Below are 19735 nucleotides of genomic sequence, written 5' to 3'. Positions count from 1 at the left end.
CACATAAAGGAGTTCCTTTAGATGCTTCTTGCCATAGATGTCGGCAATTCGAATATCGTCATCGGCTGTATTAACGGCGGCGAAATTTCCCACGTGTTCAGGATGGTCACCGATATCTCGAAGACGGAGTTTGAATACGCCGTCGGGATCAAAAATATCCTGGAGTTTGAGGGCATCCGGTGCGACGGGTTTGAGGGCGCCATCGTGTCCTCCGTCGTCCCGCCGCTTCTCACCGTGCTGAAATCGGCCGTCAGGAGCATTACCGGAAAGGCGGCGCTCATCGTCGGGGCCGGCATCAAAACGGGCCTGAACATTCTCATTGACGACCCCGGCCAGCTCGGCAGCGACCTCGTGGCCGACGGCGTGGCCGCCATCTCTACTTATAAGCTCCCGGTCATCGTTTTCGACATGGGGACGGCCACCACGATCTCCGTCATCGACGCGCACGGCAATTATCTGGGCGGAGTGCTGTATCCCGGCGTGGCGCTCTCCATGAACGCTCTGTCCACCGGCACGTCACAGCTGCCGAAGGTGCCCATTGAGCCGCCGGAAAAGGTCATCAACGCCAACTCCATCGACTGCATGAAGAGCGGCGCGATTTTCGGCACGGCGTCAATGGTTGACGGCATGATCGACCGCATCGAGGCCGAGCTCGGGCAAAAATGTACCGTTGTGGCCACAGGCGGGCTTTCAGGGCGGATCGCGCCATACTGCAGGCACGAGATCATCCACGATGAGAACCTGCTCCTCCGCGGCCTCGGGATCATCTACGAGAAGAACAAAAAAACCAAATAAATCGACGACAGGGACTCGCTTATCAGCGGGCCCCTGTTTTTCTATAATTCGACAAACTGTGGCGCCGCCCGTCAAGGCGGCGCCGTTTTCGTGCAATAAAAGCAGCCTTGCGGCAGCGGGCTCCGGTTTAGTTGTGCCCGGCCGCGTTTTTCCCGGCGATGCGGCCGAACACAATGCACTCGGCGATGGCGTTGCCGCCGAGACGGTTGCTGCCGTGGATGCCGCCGCAGACCTCGCCAGCGGCGTAGAGGCCGGGGATCGTGTTTCCGCGGATGTCGAGGACCTGCGCTTCGGTATTGATCCGCAGGCCGCCCATGGTGTAGTGTACGGACGGCCACTGGGATATGGCATAAAACGGCCCTTCGGCGAGCGGCAGCATCTGAGCGGTGACAGGCTTGCCGAAATCCTGGTCGACGCCTGCTTCTATGGCCGCATTATGGCGCCCCACCGTGTCGGCCAGATTCTCCGGCGGGATGCCCAGGTCCCGAGCCAGCTGGGGAATCGTGCCCGCGGTGATAAGGCGGCCGGAGGAAACACCCTTTTTAACGGCCTCCGCGCTCCTGGCCAGCTTGTCGAAGATCGCGCCGTTCAGGATCGCGTAAGTGGGCCTTTTTCCGGCGCTCACCTGCGCGTTTGAGACGATGTCTCGTCCGGCCAGCTCACTGACAAAGCGCCGCCCCGACCCATTGACGTAAATCAAACCGTAGCCAGGGCCGGAATAGCAGTCAAAGGCAAACGCGTCGAGTCTGCCGCTTACCGGCTCGGCACAGGGGTAGAGCTGGATAAATTCCATATGGATTGTGTCCGCGCCCGCGGCAAGGGCAAGCTTAATCATTTCGCCGGTGGCGCCCTTATGGTTGGTGGTGTTGTAGGCGCCGCCGAGAGCCGGCTGATACGCTGTCCGCAGCTTTAAGTCGCTGCCGAAGCCGCCGGAGGCGATGACCACGCCGCGCCGCGCGGCGATCGCCCGTTCCGCGCCGCCGGCCGATACAAGAACGCCCGCCACGGGGCCGGCCGTCCCATTCCGGCAAAGTGCCGTGATCGCGGTATTCAGCCGGAGCTCCGCGCCCAGCGACAGCGCGTGCTTTTTGACAACCTCGGCCAGATTGCAGCCGGCCTGATAACTCCGGTGGGCGCTGTGACCGCCGAGCCGGGGCAGCGTTTCTTTGAAAACGGCGCCGTTGTCCGCCAGCCAGTCAAGCCCGTCGGGCGCTCCACGCACTAAAACTTCAACAAGCGCGGGGTTGTTATAATACCCGCCGCCGCGCAGCGTATCCTCCATATGTTTTTCCCAGGAGTCACCGCCCAGCTCCAGCTTCTCCCGGAGCTTCAGCTTGGAGTCCCAGCAGCTGTAGCCGCCCCCGGCGAGGATGGAATTCCCGCCGAAATACGGCATTTTTTCGAGAATCAGGACCTGAGCCCCGGATACCCGTGCCGCCGCGGCGGCAGCCAGTCCGGCAAAACCCGAGCCGATCACAACAACATCCACCGCTTCATCCCAATGCTCCGGCATACGCGCGCCGGAAAGCTGCCCTCTCTGCCTCATCACAGCCCTCTCCTTTAAATAGTTTCCATGCATCCGGAAAAAGGTTTTCTTCAAATTATAGAATATACGCCCGGCAAAAACCAGTGCTTATGATGAAAATTGGCCGACTTTATGCAAAATTTTTGGTCAAAGAAGAAAAAATATTAATTGAAATTGTAAATAAATGAAGATGTTGGGAATAAGCGCGATATTAAATTATATGTGACAACGCATGACCCTGGGTTGTGGGCGGTGAGATCAACAGAAGAAGGACAGCGCAACAGAGAGAAAAAAAGAAAAAGGAAGACGCATAATGAAATGGTATACCAACTTAAAAATCACGAATAAGCTTGTTTTTGGTTTTCTGGTTCTGGCAATTATCGCGGCGATTGTCGGCGGATTTGGTATGTTAACTATTACACAGCTCAGGGCGATCGATAAAAAGCTCTACGAAGAAAACGCTGTGGCGCTGCAATATGCGGGGACGGCGGCACTGGGTGCGCAAATGGTGATGAGCGACGCTCAGGCGCTATCGAAAATGGACGCGTCGTCAAATATATCGAACATAAAGAAGTCTATCGATACTATGGCTACGGAGATGGCGTCGGTGGACGAGCTTATCAATAAATTGCAGGGTGTCCTGACCACCCAGGATACGACCGATACGCTTGCCGATATCAGCAAGAACTGGACGGATTTCAAAACATATGTGAACGTCGTGGGACAGTCCATGACGAAGAAGGACGGGGCCAGCGCGGCCAACGGCTCGCTTCTGATCGCGACCCCGCTTTTAAACAAGATTTCAGCCAGCTATACCGCGCTGATCCAGCAGATCTCCGATGAGGCGGACGGAAGAGCACAGCAGAACAGCGCGCAGTCGACCGTGGCGATCATCGTCATGGCCGTTATCCTTGTGGCGGGCATCGTGCTGTCGCTGGTTCTGGGAAATATCATTGCCAGAAGCATCGGCGGCCCCTTGAAGTCCATGGCGGCGGCGGGCGACAAGCTGGCGGTCGGCGACGTGGACGTCGACAGTGTACTGTCAAAGAAGGACTATGAGCTCAAGGAGAGAAAGGATGAGATCGGCGCGCTGGCGCAGATGTTCGATAAGCTGATCAGCGGCACAAAGCAACAGTCCGATGAGACGAAGCTGGTGGCCAGCGGCGATCTGACAGTGGAGATCGCGCTTAAATCGGCGCGGGACCAGATGGGCCTCAGCCTGAGAGAGCTCGTGTCCAACTTCCATGAGCTGGCGTCGAACATCGTCACGGCGGCCGAGCAGCTGGCGTCGAGCTCGGGTGCGGTGTCAAATTCCAGCTTGGTGCTGTCCCAGGGCGCCACGGAGCAGGCCAGCTCCATCGAAGAGCTGAACGCCACGCTGGAGGAAATCTCCTCGCAGACGAGTTTTAACGCCGAAAATGCCACAAAAGCCAACGAGCTGGCTCAAAAGGCAAAGACCAACGCGGTCACCGGCAATAAACAGATGCAGGAGATGCTGACCGCCATGCAGGAGATCAGCGAATCGTCCAGAAATATCAACAAGGTCATTAAGGTTATAGATGATATTGCTTTTCAGACAAATATCCTGGCGCTGAATGCCGCTGTTGAAGCGGCGCGGGCCGGCCAGGCCGGCCGTGGCTTTGCCGTCGTGGCCGAGGAGGTCAGAGCTCTCGCGGCGCGCTCGGCCAACGCTGTCAAGGATACGGCGGAGCTCATCGACGGCTCCATCAGGAAGGTCACCGCCGGCACCAAGATCGCCAACGACACGGCGCAGGCGCTGAACGACATCCTTGTGCAGGTCGACAAAGCCGCCGAGCTTGTTTCCGCCATTGACGAGGCGTCAAAAGAGCAGGCGCTTGGGATTCAGCAGATCAATCAGGGCATTTCCCAGGTTTCCCAGGTCGTCCAGACAAACGCCGCGACCGCCGAGGAAAGCGCGGCGGCCAGCGAGCAAATGTCCAGCCAGGCCGCGCAGCTGAAGGAGCAGGTCGGCGTCTTCAAGCTGAAAAAGCTTGAGAGTATATACGACGAGGATTCAGCTTACCTGGGTCAGGCGGACGACGGGGATGATGACGAACAGGACGGCGACGGGGCGGACCAGCCCGGAGACGCTGTGCAGGTTGCTTTAAGCGACGAAGAATTCGGCAAATATTAAGCTCTCGGCGCATGCGCCTGTTTTTGCCAAATATAAAACGGCCGCCTCATTTGAGGCGGCCGTTTTTTGCGAGTAAGTCTGTAAGCCGGATTCTGTCTTGAACAGCCATCTGTCTAGGCCCATCGTTGCCAATGGGCTCAAGCCACCTCCTGAGAGCGGCCGGGCCGGCCTGTACATTAAAGTACAGCTCTCTCCACGGTGTTGCTCCGGATAGAGTTTACAGCAGCGGACTGTCTCCAGCCGCTGAGTGAGCTCTTACCTCACTTTTCCACCCTTACCGTTTTCGTAACACCGAAAACGGTGGTATATCTCTGTTGCACTTGTCCTGAAGTCGCCTTCGGCGGGCGTTACCCGTTATCCTTGCCCTGCGGAGCCCGGACTTTCCTCACGGGAAGCCTTTCGGCTTTCCCCCGCGGCTGCCCGGCTTACTCGCTTCCATATTGTACGACATCCCGGCGCCGATGTCAAATGCACGCCTTTCCGGCGCGATTTTTGTTTGAAAATCACCGCCGGTCATTATATAATGTATCAGCAAAAACGGAAAAACTTACTAAAGCCATGTCTTACGGTCAATAGTTTGTTTATAGCCCGAAATGAAGAAATGAGGTGTACCGTTGAAACTGGCTGAATATATCGGCGCCATCAAAAGCAAAAGGATCGCCGTCCTCGGCATCGGCGTCAGCAATACGCCGCTCATCGAGCTGCTGCTGCAAAGCGGGTGCAGTGTGACGGCCTGCGATAAATCGGCGCGCGAAAAGCTCGGCGGCACGGCAGAGGCGCTGGAGCAAAAGGGCGCGGTGCTCCGCCTCGGCGTTGATTATTTAAAAGACCTCGACGCCGATATCATCTTTCGTACGCCGGGGTTGCGCCCGGACCTGCCGGAGCTCCTGGACGCCGTTCGACGCGGCGCCGTTTTAACGTCGGAGATGGAAGTGTTTTTCGACGTCTGCCCCTGCCGGATTATCGGCGTGACGGGGAGCGACGGCAAGACGACAACCACCACCATCATCGCAAAGCTCCTGGCGGCGGAAGGATACACCGTCCATCTGGGCGGCAATATCGGCACACCGCTCCTGACGCGGGCTGACACGATGAAGGAGAGCGACATCGCTGTTATCGAGCTTTCGTCGTTCCAGCTCATGACGATGGAAAAGAGCCCCTGGGTGTCCGTCGTCACAAACCTCACGCCGAACCATCTCGATATGCACCGGGACATGACGGAGTATGTGGAGGCCAAACGGAATATCCTCCGCTACCAGAGCCGGGACGATATCGCCGTGCTCAATCTGGACTATGAGATTATCCGGGACTTTGCCGCGTCCGTCAAGGGCGAAGCCCGGTTTTTCAGCCGGATGGGCCGCGTGGAAAACGGCGTCTGTCTGGAAGGAAATACGATTTACGCGGTGAAAGATGGGAAAATCGAGCCTGTCATGGACGCCTCGGAGATATTCCTGCCCGGCGTGCACAATATCGAGAACTTTATGGCGGCATTTGCCGCCGTGCGCGGCCTCGTCACATATGAGACGTGCCGGCGCGTCGCCGGGGAATTCGGGGGCGTTGAGCATCGCTGCCAGCTTGTGCGGACGCTCAGGGGCGTCCGCTATTATAACGATTCCATCGCCTCGAGCCCCACGCGGACCATCGCGGGCCTGCGCGCGTTTGACCAAAAGGTCATCCTGATCGCCGGCGGCAAGGACAAGGGGGTGCCCTTTGATATCCTGGGCCCGGAGATTTTGGCCCGCGTCAAGACGCTCGTTCTCACCGGGATGACGGCGGAAAAGATCAAAGCGGCCGTTTTGAACGCGCCGGGCTACGACGGCAGCCTCGAGATCATCGAAAAGGCCGATTTCACGGAAGCCGTACTGGCGGCCAGCGCGGCGGCCAAAGACGGGGATGTCGTTTTCCTGTCGCCGGCCAGCACCTCGTTTGACCGCTTCAAGAATTTTGAGGAACGCGGGAATACTTATATAGAGATCGTAAACGGATTGGAGTAGGGAAACATGGAAGTTCAGGAAATCATCAAAGAGCTGTGCGCTCTGCCGGGCCCGGCAGGCTTTGAGCAGCCGGTGGCGGAGCACGCCGCGGCGCTGCTGGCCCCGCTGACGGACGAAGTGTACACGGACATTCTCGGCAATGTGATCGGCGTCCGGCGCTGTGGGAAGGAAAAGGCGAAAAAGCTCCTGTTTGACGCGCATATCGATGAGATCGGCTTTATCGTCACCGGCCATGAGGAGGGCTTTCTCCGCTTCTCGACCCTGGGCGGCGTCGACGCGCGGATGCTGCCCGCCGCCGAGATCAGGGTTTTGACTCAGCCGCCTATGACCGGCATCGTCGGCGTCCTGCCGCCGCACATCCTGAAGGCCGAGGAAAGCGATAAGACGATCAAGACGGAGGACCTGTTTATCGACATCGGCCTGACTCAGGAGGAGGCTGTAAAGGCCGTCCCGCTGGGAACGCCGGCCGTTTACAACACCGGCGCCAGGACCTTCGGCAGCGGCCTCGTGTGCGGGAAGGGCCTCGACGACAGGGCATGCTTTGCCTCTATTCTGCGGGCGCTGGAGCTCACGAAGGGTGAAAAGCTCGACGTAGACCTGTATGTCCTGGCCAGCTGTCAGGAGGAGGTCGGCGAGCGGGGCGCGAGAACGGGCGCCTTCGGCATCGCGCCGGACTGGTGCGTCGCCATCGACGTGGACCACGCCAGGACGCCGGACGGCAAAGAGCACACGCTGAAGGAAATCGGCGGCGGCGTCATTGTCTCCAGGGGCACAATCCTCAACAAGCGCCTGACCGAGCTTGCCGTCCGCCTGGCGGAGGAAAAGGGCATAGAGTACCAGCTCGGTGTGGAGGCCGGCGATACCGGCACGAACGCCAACTTCATATCGATTTCCCGGGAGGGTGTCGCCACAGCGCTCTTCGGCCTGCCGCTCCGGTATATGCACTCGCCCGTCGAGGTCGTGAGCCTTGCCGACGCGGAAGCGGCGGCGCAGCTCCTGGCCGAGGTGGCAAAATCCCTGAAAGGAGACGATACCAATGCTTGAGACAGTAAAAACGCTCTGTGCGCTGGACGGCGTCTCCGGCACGGAGGACAGCGTCCGGGCGTATATCAAGTCGCGGGTGGCAGCGCTCTCCGCCGACGTCAGGACGGACGCCATGGGGAACCTGATCGTTTTCAAAAAGGGACGCAAGACCCCGTCAAAATCGCTGATGCTCTGCGCGCATATGGACGAGGTGGGCATCATCGTTACCGGCATCACAGAAGACGGCTATCTAAAATTCGACTTCGCCGGCGGAATCGACCGCCGCGTGGTCATCGGCAAGCCGGTATTTATCGGCGCGCATAAGGTTTTCGGCGTCATCGGGAACAAGGCCTATCACCTCGTCAAGCGGGACGAGCGGGACAAGATCCCCTCTGTGGAGGAGATGTACATCGACATCGGAGCAAAGGGCAGGGAAGAGGCCGCGAAGCTGGTGTCGCTGGGCGATACCGGCGCCTTTGACGGAAGTATCCTCGAATTCGGGAACGGCTTCATAAAGGCCAAGGCGCTGGACGACAGGGTCGGCTGCGCCGCGCTCCTTGAGCTCCTGGAAACGGATCTGCCCGTGGACTGCACCTTTGTCTTTACGGTCCAGGAGGAGGCCGGGACGCGGGGCGCCTTTGGCGCGTCGTTTTCCGTCCGGCCGGATATCGCCCTCATCGTGGAGGGGACGACGGCCGCCGACCTGCCCTCCGTGTCGTCCGCCAAGAGAGTATGCAGCCTGGGGAAGGGCGTCGTCATCCCATTTATGGACAGATCGACCATCTACAACAGAGAACTGTATACCCTGCTGACGTCGCTTGCCGATAAAAACAGCATCCCATGGCAGACAAAAACGTATATTTCCGGCGGGACGGACGCCGGCGCCGTGCAGCGTTCCCGCGCCGGTGTTATGACGGCGGGCATCGCCGCGCCGCTTCGCAACCTGCACTCGCCGTCCAGCGTCGGCTGCGTTTCTGATTTTGACGCGGTCTATAAGCTGGCGGAAGTATTTTTGAAGGAAATCGGAGAACGTTACTGATGGGGCCTATGGAACTGAGCCCTGAGATACGGCGGCTTTCCGAAAAGGCGATGGCTGATATCGAGCCGGCCTTCAAGGCGCTTGACAGGCTCGCGCTGGAGAATACGGAAAAGGTCCTGTCGGCCTTTCAAAAGCACCGCGTGTCGGAGGCCTGCCTCACCGGGACCACCGGCTACGGCTACAACGACAAGGGGCGCGACACGCTGGACCTCATCTACGCCGACGTCTTCGGCGCCGAGTCCGCGCTGGTGCGCATCGGGTTTGTCAACGGCACCCACGCCATTACCGCCGCGCTCTTCGGCGCGATGGTCACGGGGGATATCCTGCTCTCGGCGACCGGTACCCCGTACGACACGCTGCGCGGCGCCATCGGCATCGAGGGCGATTACCGCGGCTCTCTCAGGGATTACGGCGTCGGCTACGCTCAGACGGATTTAATGCCCGACGGTACGCCGGATTATGACGCCGTCGCCAGAGCCGCCGCGGACAAGCGTGTCGCCGCCGTCCTCGTGCAGCGCTCCAGCGGCTATTCGGCCCGTTCGGCGCTGACGATGCCCCAGATCGGGAAGATCTGCGATATCGTCCACGCGGCAAACGACCGCGCCGCCGTCATCGTGGACAACTGCTACGGCGAATTCACAGGGACGACAGAACCAACACAAGTTGGCGCGGATCTCATGGCCGGGTCGCTCATCAAGAATCCCGGCGGGGGCCTGGCGCCCACGGGCGGCTATGTCGCCGGCAGGAAGGACCTGGTGGAGGCTGCCGCCTACAGGCTCACGTCGCCTGGCATCGGCGGGGAGTGCGGCGCGTCGCTGTTTAACAACAGGCTTTTATACCAGGGGTTTTTCATGGCGCCCCACACTGTCTCTGAGGCCTTGAAGACCGCCATCTTCTGCGCGCGTCTTTTAGAGCTGATGGGCTATGGAACGCTGCCGGCCTGGGACGCAACCCGGTCGGATATCATCCAGATGGTGCAATTGGGCGATCCGGAGCTCCTCCAGCGCTTCTGCCGGGGCATTCAGGCCGGCGCGCCGGTGGACGCGTATGTGAGCCCGGAGCCGTGGGACATGCCGGGCTATGGCTGCCAGGTCATTATGGCGGCGGGGACGTTCGTCCAAGGGGCCTCCATCGAGCTGTCGGCCGACGGGCCCATGCGCGCCCCGTACTGCGCCTACCTGCAGGGCGGACTGACATTTGAGGCCGGCAGGCTCGGAATAATGACGGCCGCGGACATGCTCCGCGACAAATAAATACCGAAAACGCCGCATATGGATTGCATAAGGGGTGTGATCCACATGCGTTTCCGCCGGCTGCGCCGAACGAAAATGTATATAAGCTATTATCGCAAGCCGATGCCGAGGGGGCAGCGCGTGGCGATCATGATCGTGGTCGACCTTCTGATCCTTGCCGGGGTGCTCTCCATCATCCTCATGCAGCTCAGGCCCATCGTGCTGAAGCTGGCCCAGGCGCAGGTAAATTCGGAGGTTCTCAAAATCGTCAACAACGTCATCGAGACGGAGATATCAAAGGGGACATTTGATTACTCAACGCTCGTCAAGCTGGAGAAGGATTCATCCGGCAATATTGCGGCGCTGGAGATGAACATGCCGATAGTGAATCTCCTGCAGTCACGCATATCCAAAAGCGTTCTGGAGAGCATTCAGAACCAGATGGTGTCGGAGATGCATATTCCGATCGGCAATGCCGTCGGCGGCGTCCTCTTTTCCGGGCGCGGCCCTGCCATTGACGTCAGGATTTTATCAGCCCAGAATATTAAAACGCAATTTATCAGCGAGACAATTCCCGCCGGCATCAATCAGACGCGCCACAAAATCACGCTGGAGGTCTCGGTGGACATCAGCGTGTTCGCCCCCGGGACGAAAGCTGTCACCACGACGACGACAACAGACGTGGAGGTCAGCGATACTGTCATTGTCGGCAAGGTACCGAACGTCTATGCGAATATAGGAGATAACCCATGAACGCCAAAGATGAAATTCTGGAGCTGCGTCAAAAAATAAACGACTACAACTACGCCTATCACGTCCTCGACGCGCCCGCCGTAGATGATTTTGAGTTCGATGCCCTTGTCCGGCGCCTGAAGGAGCTGGAAAAGGAGAACCCGGAGCTGATAACGCCCGATTCTCCCACGCAGAAGGTGGGCGGAAAACCGTCGGCCGCCTTTACGCCCGTCGTGCACGAGGTACCGCTGGAGAGCCTCAACGATGTCTTTTCCTTCGGGGAGGTCGCCGTCTTCGGCGACCGGGTCGGCGACGCCGCGGCACATGAGGGATATGTGGTCGAGCCGAAGATCGACGGCCTCTCCGTCGCCCTCTATTATGACGGCGGCGTTTTTGTGCGCGGCGCCACCCGGGGCGACGGCGTCACCGGCGAGGACGTGACCCACAACCTTAAAACAATACGCTCCCTGCCCAAGCGACTGGAGGACGCCCCGGAACACCTGGTGGTGCGCGGCGAGGTCTATATGTCCCGCACCGTGTTCAGGGCGCTGAACGAGGAGCGGGAGGTCAACGGCGAGCCGCTCCTGGCAAACCCGCGGAACGCCGCCGCCGGTTCGCTGCGGCAGCTGGACCCGAAGGTCGCCGCGTTGCGCCGGCTGGACCTTTTGGTGTTCAACATCCAGGCGGTCCGGGGGCGTGAGTTCAAAACCCATGAAAAATCGCTGGAGTATTTGAGAAAGCTCGGCTTCAAGGTGGTCGACGGCGTTACCTGTGAGACCATCGACGCGTGTATCCGCCGGATCGAGTGGCTGGGCGACAACCGCGAGACAATGGATTTTGACATTGACGGCGCCGTCATTAAGCTCAATTCCCTGCAGGCCCGGATCAATCTCGGCAGCACATCGAAGGCGCCGCGCTGGGCGCTGGCGTACAAATATCCGCCCGAGAAAAAAGAAACGAGGCTTTTGGACATCACAGTTCAGGTCGGGCGCACCGGCGTACTGACGCCGAAGGCCGTCGTCGAGCCCGTCCGCCTCGCCGGGACGACGGTAACGAACGCCACGCTGCACAACGAGGATTTTATCAGGGCGAAGGATATCAGGATAGGGGACACCGTTATCCTGCAGAAGGCCGGGGAAATCATTCCGGAGGTTCTGGAGGTCGTTTTGAGCAAGCGCCCCGAGGGCGCCGCACCTTATGAATTCCCCAGCCTGTGCCCCGAGTGCGGGAGTCCCGTGGTACGGGACGAGGGGGGCGCGGCCATCCGATGCCGCGGGGCCGAATGCCCGGCGCAGCGGCTCCGGAACATTGTCCACTTTGCGTCGCGGAACGCGATGGATATCGAAGGGCTCGGCATCGCCGTCGTCCAGCAGCTTCTCGACGCGGGGCTCATCCAGACGGCCGGCGACCTCTACTACCTGGACGCGCAGCGCCTTGAGGAGCTGCCGCGCTTCGGCAAAAAGTCGGCGGAAAACCTGATTGCCGCCATAGAGAAGTCCAGGGAAAACGACTTGTCGAGGCTCCTTGGGGCGCTGGGCATCCCTCAGGTGGGGCAGAGCGCGGCCAAATCGCTCTCGGAGCATTTCGGCACCATGGAGACGTTGGAAGCGGCGGCGGAAGAAGAGCTGACGGCGGTGGGCGACATTGGCGGCGTAACGGCGCGCAATATCATTGAGTGGTTTCAGAATCCCCAGTCGCGGCACTTGCTGGGCCGCCTGCGCGAGGCGGGTGTCAACATGACGAGCCGCGCGGAAAAGTCGGACGACCGCTTTGCCGGAAAGACGTTTGTGCTGACGGGCGCGCTGTCGAAATATACGAGAGACGAAGCGGGCGAGATTATCCTGAAGCATGGCGGCACCGTGTCGTCCTCCGTTTCCAAAAAGACGGCTTATGTCCTGGCAGGGGAGGACGCCGGCTCGAAGCTGACAAAGGCGCAGAGCCTTGGCGTGCCGGTCATCGCCGAGGAAGAGTTTGAGGAAATGCTGAAATAATCAACAATTTGTGCTTATTTGTCGTACGGCCCTTGCATATGATTCTGCTGTATGATAAGATTTTTTTGGCAGAACAGGACAGAGAAATCCAATAAGTTGGGGAGTCACAATATGAAAGTCAATCCGCACAGATCGTCGCTCGGTATGGACGCGAATACCCTGGCTCTTTTAAGCTACGTTGCCGCCTTTGTTCTTTCGTGGGTCCCTATTATCAAATATGTCGCCTGGGCGGCGCCGCTGGTGCTTTTTTTCGTCGAGAAGCAGAGCCCGTTCGTAAAATTTCACGCCATGCAGGCGTTTCTGCTGGAGGTCGTCAGCTGGGTCATTACCATCGTGTTCTCCGTTCTCCTTTTCTGGATGCCGTTTAACGGACTCCTCGCGGCCATATTAAACGTTCTCCTGACAATACTTGCCATTGTTGCCCTGGTCAAGGCCGGCGGCTATGAGGAATACAAGATTCCGGTCATCGGGGACATCGCCGATAAGATCAGAAGAAGTAATATGCCCATTTAAATGCCCGCCCACCCGCCCAGCAGAGGTATAGGGGCTTCGCCCCTATGACCCCATTGGAAAGGGGCTCCGCCCCTTGGACCCTGTTGGGCTTCGCCCTTGGATGAAGGTAAAGTTTTGGGCTTTTATCCATTGAGTTCGACGAATGAGCTGCAAGGGAGTCGCAGCTTGTCCTGGGTGGTTTCGACTGCATTTGCAACATGACTGAAATCCCGTGTACGGCACGGGATTTTGTTATCGGGGAGGACGGCGTATCTCCGCCTGCGCAGACTTGCATCGCAGGCGGCAGTGTGTTAAAATCAAAGAACTATGCGGATGTGATGGAATTGGTAGACATGCAGGATTTAGGTTCCTGTGTCGCAAGACGTGTGGGTTCGAGTCCCTTCATCCGCACTCCATTTTTTCTTCGGCAGAATCACCCTGATCAAATAACCCTACAAAATGTATTCAGCCCCGCCTTTCGGCGGGGCTGCTTGTTTATCGATCAGAAGTTTTCGGCCAGGATATAGACGGAGATGACCTTGTCTGTCGCTGTATCGCGCACGACGGAGAGATAAATGTCGCCGTATTTGAAGTGCGCGTCGCCATTTGAATCGCTCACCGGCGTGCCGAAGATTTTTTTGAAGGAGTCATAGCTGTCGCCGAGCCTGGCGCCGTTAATGTCAATCTTGTCCGACATGATGAGGACCTGCGCGACCTTCGTGTACGTTTCGGTGTCGAACCATACGCGGATGCCTGTTTTGTCAAAGCCGAGGCCGCCCTCGTCGACGCCCACACCCTGCTCCGGCAGAGCCTTTGCCAGTTCGTCCTTCGTCAGTCCGAGCAGGCTGATAAGCGACTGGAAGGAGGGAACATCGGCTGTTTCGGAGGCCGGGACGTCGTGGGCATCGGAGATGCTGTCGATCTTCAGCGCGCCGTCCTCTGTTTTAAAGGTAAGGTCCTGGTAATAGCCGCCCGCCGGGCCGGTGGAGGTGGCCAGCGCGAAGGTGACCCGGGCGCCGCCGTCCGCTTGTGCGGCTTCATAGCTCACGATCCAGGGGCTGGAGGTACCCGTTACCCAGTTCAGGCCGGAAAACTCGTCGTAGACCTTCTCCTGCAGCGCTTTCGTCATCAGGGCATACTGCGCTTTGCCGTCACGGTTTTTGACGGCCTCCGCCCAGCTTTTGGCGAGGGACGCAGCGTCCGGGCTGGTATCGCTTGGGTTCGCGGCGGAAGGGGAAGGCGACGATGTATCCGTCACGGCGGAGGCGCCGGTGGCGGACGGCGAGGCCGACGGGCCGGTGTCCACCTGCGCCTGGCACGCCACGAGCACGCCTGAAATCAGGATCACCGTCACCGCGGCGGCAACGATCGACGTGCCGCGCTTTTTGGTTTTCAGATCGAAGATGTTTTTAAATCGCTGAGTCATTGTTTTTTTTCCTCCGTGATAGTAAGTTGATAAGCTGAAATGCTTGGCCTGATCCCGCGCCATGGCGGACAGGATCGTCTCACTGTATTTTTTTCGGGTCAGGATATCCTTATTCTTCACGATTTCCTGATCGCAGGCGTTTTCTATTTGCCTGTTGGCCTCGCGGGCCATCAGCCAGACGAGGGGATTGAACCAGTGCAGCGTACTGCAGCAGGCCAAAAGCAGCTTGAACCAAAGGTCTCTCCGCTGAAAATGCACCAGCTCATGGCGGAGGATGAGCGCCAGCTCCCCGGTATCGCAGGTATCGTCCGGCAGCAGGACGACCGGCCGGAAAAATCCTGTCAGCATCGGGCTGCCCGCAGCCGGGTATTTCAGGACGGAGACGCGGCCTGGTCTGACGCCGAGCTCCAGACGCAGACGCTCGAAGAGCTCCAACACGTTTTGATCCTCTACGGGTCTCGCGTATCGGCGGATTTTCCGCCGGAGCTGAATGTACCCGGCCAAATGCGCCAGCCCAAACAGCAGGACACCGGCGGCCCAGACGGCGGCTGCCGCGTCATATGACGTTGGGCGGGGGCTGTTTGTTCCGGTGTCCGGAGCGGGCGTATTCGCATTGGGACCCGTCGTGCCCGGAGATACTGTCGACACGGTATCACTGTCATGCGCTGACGGCACATTCGAAATAACAGGTATGGGTCCGGGAATCGAAATGACCGGCTGCGGCAGATGAAAGCTCAGCGGCACGGCCAGCCGGAACGCCAGCACCAACCATACGATGCACAGGCTTCCCGCGCTGTATTTCCTCTCCAGAAGCGGCGAAACGAGGAGAAAAAGGGCAATGACCGCCGATGTGACCAGAGAGACCTCAAAAATCGAAACGAGCAGCTGTGCCACCGGTCATCCCTCCTTCGTTTTTTCGTTGATATATTGCCGGAGCTCCCGGAGGTCGTTCTCGCTGATCGCCTTGCCGTCGTACAGCGACGCCACGAAGGTTTTCAGCGAGTTGCCGCAGAGCTTTTCCAGAAAAGATTTGCTCTCCTTTTCCAGATAATCCTGTTCGTCCACCAGCGCCTGATAAATATTCGTTTTGCCCTGGCGCTCTACGGAGAGAAAGCCCTTGTCGGCAAGCCGCGACAGAAAGGTCAGCACGGACGTGGTTTTCCAGTCGCGTTTGTTCCTGAGCCGATCCAACACCTGCACCGACGTCACCCTGCCGCCGGCGTCCCAGATAATTTTCATGATCTCCAGCTCGGAATCGGGCAGACGCCGTATGTATTCCGCCATATGCCACCACTCTTTCTACAATTGAAGAATAAGTTGCGGGCACATTCTACATCAGTAGAATGTATCTGTCAAGAGGCGGCGCGGATAAATTTTCCTTGGCGGCGCCATCAGCAGCCTTAAAAGAATTAATCCGAAAAACGGCTTGATGGTTCGGCGAAATCGGGTCATAATAAAGACATATCATTTATTTGCGGAGGCAAAAGAAATGTCAAAACATCGCGACCCCAAGCAAAAAAGATTCGCGCTGGCGATCGTTGTCCTGATCGCCGTGGCGCTTTTGTTCCTGTCAAGCTGCGCGTATTACGTCACCCCGAACAGCGTGGCGCCGCCGACCGTCATCCCGCTGTCCGCGGCGGACGGGAGTTATGACACGATTCACTAAAATCCCGTCGCGGGCTGATGTAAGATGAGCACGGCGGATACGGACAAGCCTTGGCGCGCCCCGCCGGCATGGTCTGACGAATAAGACGAATAAAAGGAACAACAGCCGGCTTATGGCGTCTTATGGTAAACCGGTGATGAACGAGGTGCGACTTATGAAAAAACTGACCGCTGTAATTTTGACGTTGGCTATGCTCGCGGGCATCCTGTGCTTTTCAGCCGCGGCGGGGAATAAGAAAGCCCCCGTCCTGCTGGACGATCAGGCGCTCGGCGCCGACGCGCTCATTGACGGGCAGACGGTTTATCTGCCCTTCAGGGCCGTCTGCGAGGCGCTCGGCTATACGGTGTCATGGTCGGATAAAGACGGTGCCGCCACAGTATCCGCCGCGAGGGACGGAGACGTCGTTTCCATCGACGTGACCAATCTGAAGGTCACGGATAACGGCCATCTCTACAATGCCGCCGTTTTTTCCGGTCAGGGCGTTTACCTTGTGTCCGGCCGCACCTTTATCGAATCGGGGCTTTTTTCCACGGCCTTTCCCGCGGGGGCTTCCTACGATGCCAAAAGCGGGCGGATAGCGCTCTCAAGAAGATATGAAAATAATGTTTCCGTCGTCAATGAGTCCGTCGTGTCACAAGACGATTACCTCAAAACGACGGTCCAATACCCGCAGCTTTCAGACCTTGCGGACACGGCGGCGCAGGGTGCCGTCAATGATATCCTGAAGCAGGCGGCCCAGTCCGCGCAGATCGAAGGGCAGAAAAATGCCGCGGATATGGCGCAGGCGATCAAGGACGGCTTCAGGAGCGCCGTCGGCATGTGCGAAACGTATTTCAACTACATGATCACATACAACCAAAGCGGCCTTTTAAGCGTCGTCCTGTCGGACTATCAGTATACGGGCGGCGCCCACGGGTCGACGATTCAGACTTCCTATACCTTTGACCTGTCCACCGGCCAGGCGCTGAAGCTCAGCGACCTGCTGGACGGCAGGACCGACTATACGGCGTATATCGACACTGTCATTCGAAAGGAGATCGACAAACGCGTTGCTGCGGGGGACCTGTCCGAATTCGATCTCGCCCCCTTTAAGGACATCGGCGCGGACCCGGCGTTTTATCTCGCCAACAGCGGCGTTGTGTTCTATTTTCAGCAATATGAGTACTTTCCGTATGCCGCCGGCATCCAGGAGTTTAACGTGTCATACTCGGAGTTGAATCAGATGCTGAACAGCGCTTTCAGGCTCCTGAGCGACGGGCCCGTGACGCTGGACCCGAAAGCGGAGAATGCGCTGTCCGCCGGCGATATCGGCCGGGTGACCTTGGGCGGCAACCCCACGACCGGCTACACCTGGCATTATGCGGTCTCGGACAGCGCCGTCCTGATGCTTGCTTCCGAGAGCTACCAGCCGTCCGGCGACCCGGGCGTCGGCTCCGGGGGTGCTTACGTGTGGGACTTCAAGGCCCTGAAAGCCGGAACGGCGGCGATCACCTTCAAATATTACAGGGATTGGGAAGGGGAGGCTTCCGCCACGGCGGCCAATACCGTCGTCTATACCGTGAACGTTACCGAATAGAGCTGCACGGTATAAAAACACCAGGCGCCGGCTGCTGCCGGCGCCTCAGACTGTCGATAAAGCCCTTCGGGCTTTCTCCGACAGGAGTGCATGCAGCGCGCTCGGCCGCGCGCTGCATGAGAAGAGTCACTCCGGAGGCGCATGTCCTCCTGCGTGACGATTTTGAATTTATTTGCCGCTCCGGCGGCAAACTCTGCGAGGCTTTGCCCTCTTCAGACAGTTTTTCGACAAACGGAGGCGCCGGCTACTGCCGGCGCCTGTTGTTTATGATGGTAATTCTCTTTAAAGGAGCATTTTTTGAAGGCCTTGTACGTAGACGGACAGCATGGCCTCAGAAGCCGATTTTGCGTCGGAATACTGCGTAATTTCCGCTTTCATGCCCATATCCTCCAGCAGCCGGCTGGCAGACGCGACGGCGTCCGCCGGCCCGATCAGGCCCCAGGAGAGCTGATCCAGCAGGTGGACGTAGAGGGAGGTCGGCACAACGAGATCGCTCTGTTTAGACAGCGCGTCCAGCTTCGCGCCGTCGGTGCACGATTTCAGGATGCCGGCCCGCGTGACGCCATATCGGCCGAGCCGGCTGAAAATGTCAAACTGCTGCGCCGGGCCGAGTCCTGTCTGGAGGTACAGCGCCTTCTTGACGGCTTTCATAACGGCGCGGCCGATGAGCTCGCCGAGCTTGGAGTGCTTCCCGGCGTAGGTGAGGACGACGGGGGAGGTAAGATCGGAAACGATGATGGTGCCGTCGGTGCCGGAGCCGGTGGCGATGCCGCTGGAGTACATGCTGGGGGCTAAAAGCTCCTGCAGCGCCGCTGTCTTGGCCTCCGTGCAGGTGACGAGCGCCCGGGCCAGCGTGCCCTCCGGCAGGGCGGCGGAAATAAAGAGCAGGATGTTGATGGTGCCCGGGGCCGGCGCGCAGACGCCGGCCGATTCGTGCCAGTCCGCCGGGTCGCCGACGCGGCCGCCGTTGACATCGATGCCGCCGGTGACGACGGCGGTGACGGTGACGTTGTCGTATGTTTCTGCGGCGATCGAGACATTTTCCATGTCGGCGGCCGTCGTCAGGCCGGTGGAGGTCTGGGACTCCAGCCCCAGGTCCGCAGAGACGATTTTCAGGTGCTCCTCGTAGGTGAGCGCTTTCAGGGGGACATTTTTCTCGCCGTCCTCCTTGCAGTCCTGGTTGAAGACGGACGTGAGGCTGTCTTTGATACCGCCGTTCAGCGCCGATGTGCTGAGAACGCGGCGCGGTCCGGCGAAACGGGCAATCAGCGCTTTGCCGCAGCTTTCGACAACGTCGCCGTTGCCAAACCGGTGAAGTATCATTTACTGCGCCTCCCGCCACTGGGACAGCATCTGCTGCATCCAGGCATAGACGTCCATATTGTAGACTGGGTTGAGATGCACCGGCGTCAGAACATCTCCGGCCCTGCCGCCGGAGACCGTACAGCCCTTGTCCAGCAGGACGGCGTGGGTCCCGTATGCCTTAGCCAGATTGAGGTCGTGGACGACGGACATGACAGCCCGCCCGGGCGCTTTGAGCCACTCCTTGATAAGCTCAAATATCTGCTTTTGATAAACAAGGTCCAGGTGATTCGTCGGCTCGTCCAGGATGAGCAGCCGCGGGTTCTGTGCCAGAAGCTGTGCCAGAAAGGTGCGCTGGAGCTCGCCGCCCGACAGTGTGAGAACGGAGCGCGTCCTGAAGGACGTGAGTCCCGTGAGCTCGAGCGCCTCCTCAAGCTTCCGCTCGTCCTCGTCGTTCCTTGCGGCGAACATACCCTCGGAAAACGCGTAACGCCCCAGGCGCACGACTTCCTCAACGGTAAAGGAATAGCCGACCGTGTGGTTCTGAGTCAGGACGCCGAACAGCCTGGCCGCGTCGCGGGGCCGCAGCTTTGCCACGTCCTGCCCGTCGATCTCGACGCTTCCGGTATAAGGGACGCCCTGGGCGATGGCGGAGACGACGGTGCTCTTGCCGGCGCCGTTGGGGCCCACCACCATCAGCCATTCCTGAGGCCGGATGGAAAAGCTCACGCTATCGACGATTTTAAGGCTGCCGTATTGCACGGTGAGATTCTTGACGTCTAGCATA

16 protein-coding genes, 1 tRNA gene and 1 other RNA gene are annotated in these 19735 nt (G+C 59.0%); 12 read left to right on the top strand and 6 right to left on the bottom strand.

Annotated features, from left to right (window positions below):
• Positions 1-21: 21 nt before the first annotated feature.
• Complete coding sequence (locus BUB60_RS02510; RefSeq protein ID WP_073076039.1) at positions 22-795, top strand: type III pantothenate kinase; 774 nt, start codon at positions 22-24, stop codon at positions 793-795.
• A 127-nt stretch (positions 796-922) separates the two neighbouring features.
• Here BUB60_RS02510 and BUB60_RS02505 read toward each other — a convergent pair whose 3' ends face one another.
• Entirely contained in the window at positions 923-2341 is a 1419-nt protein-coding gene (locus tag BUB60_RS02505; protein ID WP_073076038.1) for an FAD-dependent oxidoreductase, read from the bottom strand.
• A gap of 292 nt (positions 2342-2633) precedes the next feature.
• On the opposite strand from BUB60_RS02505, the gene BUB60_RS02500 reads away from it, so the two are divergent.
• Positions 2634-4475, top strand: a complete 1842-nt coding sequence (locus BUB60_RS02500; RefSeq protein WP_073076037.1) for a methyl-accepting chemotaxis protein — start codon at positions 2634-2636, stop codon at positions 4473-4475.
• 65 nt (positions 4476-4540) lie between these two features.
• On the opposite strand, the gene rnpB is transcribed toward BUB60_RS02500, so the two are convergent.
• An RNA gene (gene rnpB / locus BUB60_RS02495) (RNase P RNA component class A) lies at positions 4541-4907 on the bottom strand.
• Positions 4908-5089: 182 nt separating this feature from the next.
• Here rnpB and murD point away from each other — a divergent pair.
• The 8 genes from murD to BUB60_RS02455 all read left to right on the top strand — a co-directional run bounded on the left by murD (position 5090) and on the right by BUB60_RS02455 (position 13389).
• On the top strand, positions 5090-6469 hold the full coding sequence (gene murD / locus BUB60_RS02490; protein ID WP_073076036.1) for a UDP-N-acetylmuramoyl-L-alanine--D-glutamate ligase: 1380 nt from the start codon (positions 5090-5092) through the stop codon (positions 6467-6469).
• A gap of 6 nt (positions 6470-6475) precedes the next feature.
• On the top strand, positions 6476-7513 hold the full coding sequence (locus BUB60_RS02485; RefSeq protein ID WP_073076035.1) for a M20/M25/M40 family metallo-hydrolase: 1038 nt from the start codon (positions 6476-6478) through the stop codon (positions 7511-7513).
• The gene (locus BUB60_RS02480) at positions 7506-8531 is read left to right on the top strand and encodes a M42 family metallopeptidase (protein WP_073076034.1); all 1026 of its coding nucleotides are present in this window, start codon (positions 7506-7508) and stop codon (positions 8529-8531) included. Before BUB60_RS02485 ends, BUB60_RS02480 begins: the two co-directional genes overlap by 8 nt.
• The gene (locus BUB60_RS02475; protein ID WP_073076033.1) at positions 8531-9784 is read left to right on the top strand and encodes a methionine gamma-lyase family protein; all 1254 of its coding nucleotides are present in this window, start codon (positions 8531-8533) and stop codon (positions 9782-9784) included. The genes BUB60_RS02480 and BUB60_RS02475 overlap by 1 nt, the downstream gene beginning before the upstream one ends.
• Before the next feature lie 129 nt (positions 9785-9913).
• Positions 9914-10516 carry a sporulation protein YunB gene (yunB, locus tag BUB60_RS02470; protein WP_242941141.1) on the top strand — a complete coding sequence of 201 codons (603 nt, stop codon included), beginning with the start codon at positions 9914-9916 and terminating at the stop codon, positions 10514-10516.
• Entirely contained in the window at positions 10513-12486 is a 1974-nt protein-coding gene (ligA, locus tag BUB60_RS02465) for an NAD-dependent DNA ligase LigA (RefSeq protein ID WP_073076031.1), read from the top strand. The genes yunB and ligA overlap by 4 nt, the downstream gene beginning before the upstream one ends.
• Before the next feature lie 111 nt (positions 12487-12597).
• Positions 12598-12999, top strand: coding sequence for a DUF4870 domain-containing protein (locus BUB60_RS02460; RefSeq protein ID WP_073076030.1), 402 nt, complete (start codon positions 12598-12600; stop codon positions 12997-12999).
• Positions 13000-13307: 308 nt separating this feature from the next.
• Positions 13308-13389 (top strand) — tRNA-Leu (locus BUB60_RS02455).
• Between the two features lie 91 nt (positions 13390-13480).
• Here BUB60_RS02455 and BUB60_RS02450 read toward each other — a convergent pair.
• Positions 13481-15298, bottom strand: coding sequence for a M56 family metallopeptidase (locus BUB60_RS02450; RefSeq protein ID WP_073076029.1), 1818 nt, complete (start codon positions 15296-15298; stop codon positions 13481-13483).
• A 3-nt stretch (positions 15299-15301) separates the two neighbouring features.
• Positions 15302-15688 carry a BlaI/MecI/CopY family transcriptional regulator gene (locus BUB60_RS02445; RefSeq protein WP_073076028.1) on the bottom strand — a complete coding sequence of 129 codons (387 nt, stop codon included), beginning with the start codon at positions 15686-15688 and terminating at the stop codon, positions 15302-15304.
• Positions 15689-15893: 205 nt separating this feature from the next.
• Between BUB60_RS02445 and BUB60_RS20050 the strand changes: the two genes are divergently transcribed.
• Both BUB60_RS20050 and BUB60_RS02440 read left to right on the top strand, forming a co-directional pair.
• Positions 15894-16070 carry a hypothetical protein gene (locus BUB60_RS20050; protein ID WP_159435331.1) on the top strand — a complete coding sequence of 59 codons (177 nt, stop codon included), beginning with the start codon at positions 15894-15896 and terminating at the stop codon, positions 16068-16070.
• A gap of 154 nt (positions 16071-16224) precedes the next feature.
• Positions 16225-17646, top strand: a complete 1422-nt coding sequence (locus tag BUB60_RS02440; protein WP_073076027.1) for a protease inhibitor I42 family protein — start codon at positions 16225-16227, stop codon at positions 17644-17646.
• Between the two features lie 282 nt (positions 17647-17928).
• Here the strand turns inward: BUB60_RS02440 and BUB60_RS02435 are convergent, their stop codons facing one another.
• Together BUB60_RS02435 and BUB60_RS02430 are read right to left on the bottom strand one after the other, a co-directional pair.
• Complete coding sequence (locus BUB60_RS02435; RefSeq protein ID WP_073076026.1) at positions 17929-18969, bottom strand: adenosylcobinamide amidohydrolase; 1041 nt, start codon at positions 18967-18969, stop codon at positions 17929-17931.
• Positions 18970-19734: an ABC transporter ATP-binding protein gene (locus BUB60_RS02430; protein WP_073076025.1), complete on the bottom strand. Its 765-nt coding sequence runs from the start codon at positions 19732-19734 to the stop codon at positions 18970-18972.
• Between the last annotated feature and the right edge of the window lies 1 nt (position 19735).

Origin of the sequence: Sporobacter termitidis DSM 10068, from assembly GCF_900130065.1 — a bacterium.
Taxonomy (GTDB): Bacteria; Bacillota; Clostridia; order Oscillospirales; family Oscillospiraceae; genus Sporobacter; species Sporobacter termitidis.
Note: the sequence above shows the minus strand (reverse complement) of the source record. Positions and strands in the feature narration are given on the sequence as shown.

Excerpts from the sequence above, each read along its gene's own strand:
- BUB60_RS02510 (WP_073076039.1), top strand. The coding sequence starts at position 22 with ATGCTTCTTGCCATAGATGTCGGCAATTCGAATATCGTCATCGGCTGT.
- BUB60_RS02505 (WP_073076038.1), bottom strand. The coding sequence starts at position 2,341 with ATGAGGCAGAGAGGGCAGCTTTCCGGCGCGCGTATGCCGGAGCATTGG.
- BUB60_RS02500 (WP_073076037.1), top strand. The coding sequence starts at position 2,634 with ATGAAATGGTATACCAACTTAAAAATCACGAATAAGCTTGTTTTTGGT.
- BUB60_RS02485 (WP_073076035.1), top strand. The coding sequence starts at position 6,476 with ATGGAAGTTCAGGAAATCATCAAAGAGCTGTGCGCTCTGCCGGGCCCG.
- BUB60_RS02480 (WP_073076034.1), top strand. The coding sequence starts at position 7,506 with ATGCTTGAGACAGTAAAAACGCTCTGTGCGCTGGACGGCGTCTCCGGC.
- BUB60_RS02475 (WP_073076033.1), top strand. The coding sequence starts at position 8,531 with ATGGGGCCTATGGAACTGAGCCCTGAGATACGGCGGCTTTCCGAAAAG.
- yunB (WP_242941141.1), top strand. The coding sequence starts at position 9,914 with ATGATCGTGGTCGACCTTCTGATCCTTGCCGGGGTGCTCTCCATCATC.
- ligA (WP_073076031.1), top strand. The coding sequence starts at position 10,513 with ATGAACGCCAAAGATGAAATTCTGGAGCTGCGTCAAAAAATAAACGAC.
- BUB60_RS02460 (WP_073076030.1), top strand. The coding sequence starts at position 12,598 with ATGAAAGTCAATCCGCACAGATCGTCGCTCGGTATGGACGCGAATACC.
- BUB60_RS02445 (WP_073076028.1), bottom strand. The coding sequence starts at position 15,688 with ATGGCGGAATACATACGGCGTCTGCCCGATTCCGAGCTGGAGATCATG.
- BUB60_RS20050 (WP_159435331.1), top strand. The coding sequence starts at position 15,894 with ATGTCAAAACATCGCGACCCCAAGCAAAAAAGATTCGCGCTGGCGATC.
- BUB60_RS02440 (WP_073076027.1), top strand. The coding sequence starts at position 16,225 with ATGAAAAAACTGACCGCTGTAATTTTGACGTTGGCTATGCTCGCGGGC.
- BUB60_RS02435 (WP_073076026.1), bottom strand. The coding sequence starts at position 18,969 with ATGATACTTCACCGGTTTGGCAACGGCGACGTTGTCGAAAGCTGCGGC.
- BUB60_RS02430 (WP_073076025.1), bottom strand. The coding sequence starts at position 19,734 with ATGCTAGACGTCAAGAATCTCACCGTGCAATACGGCAGCCTTAAAATC.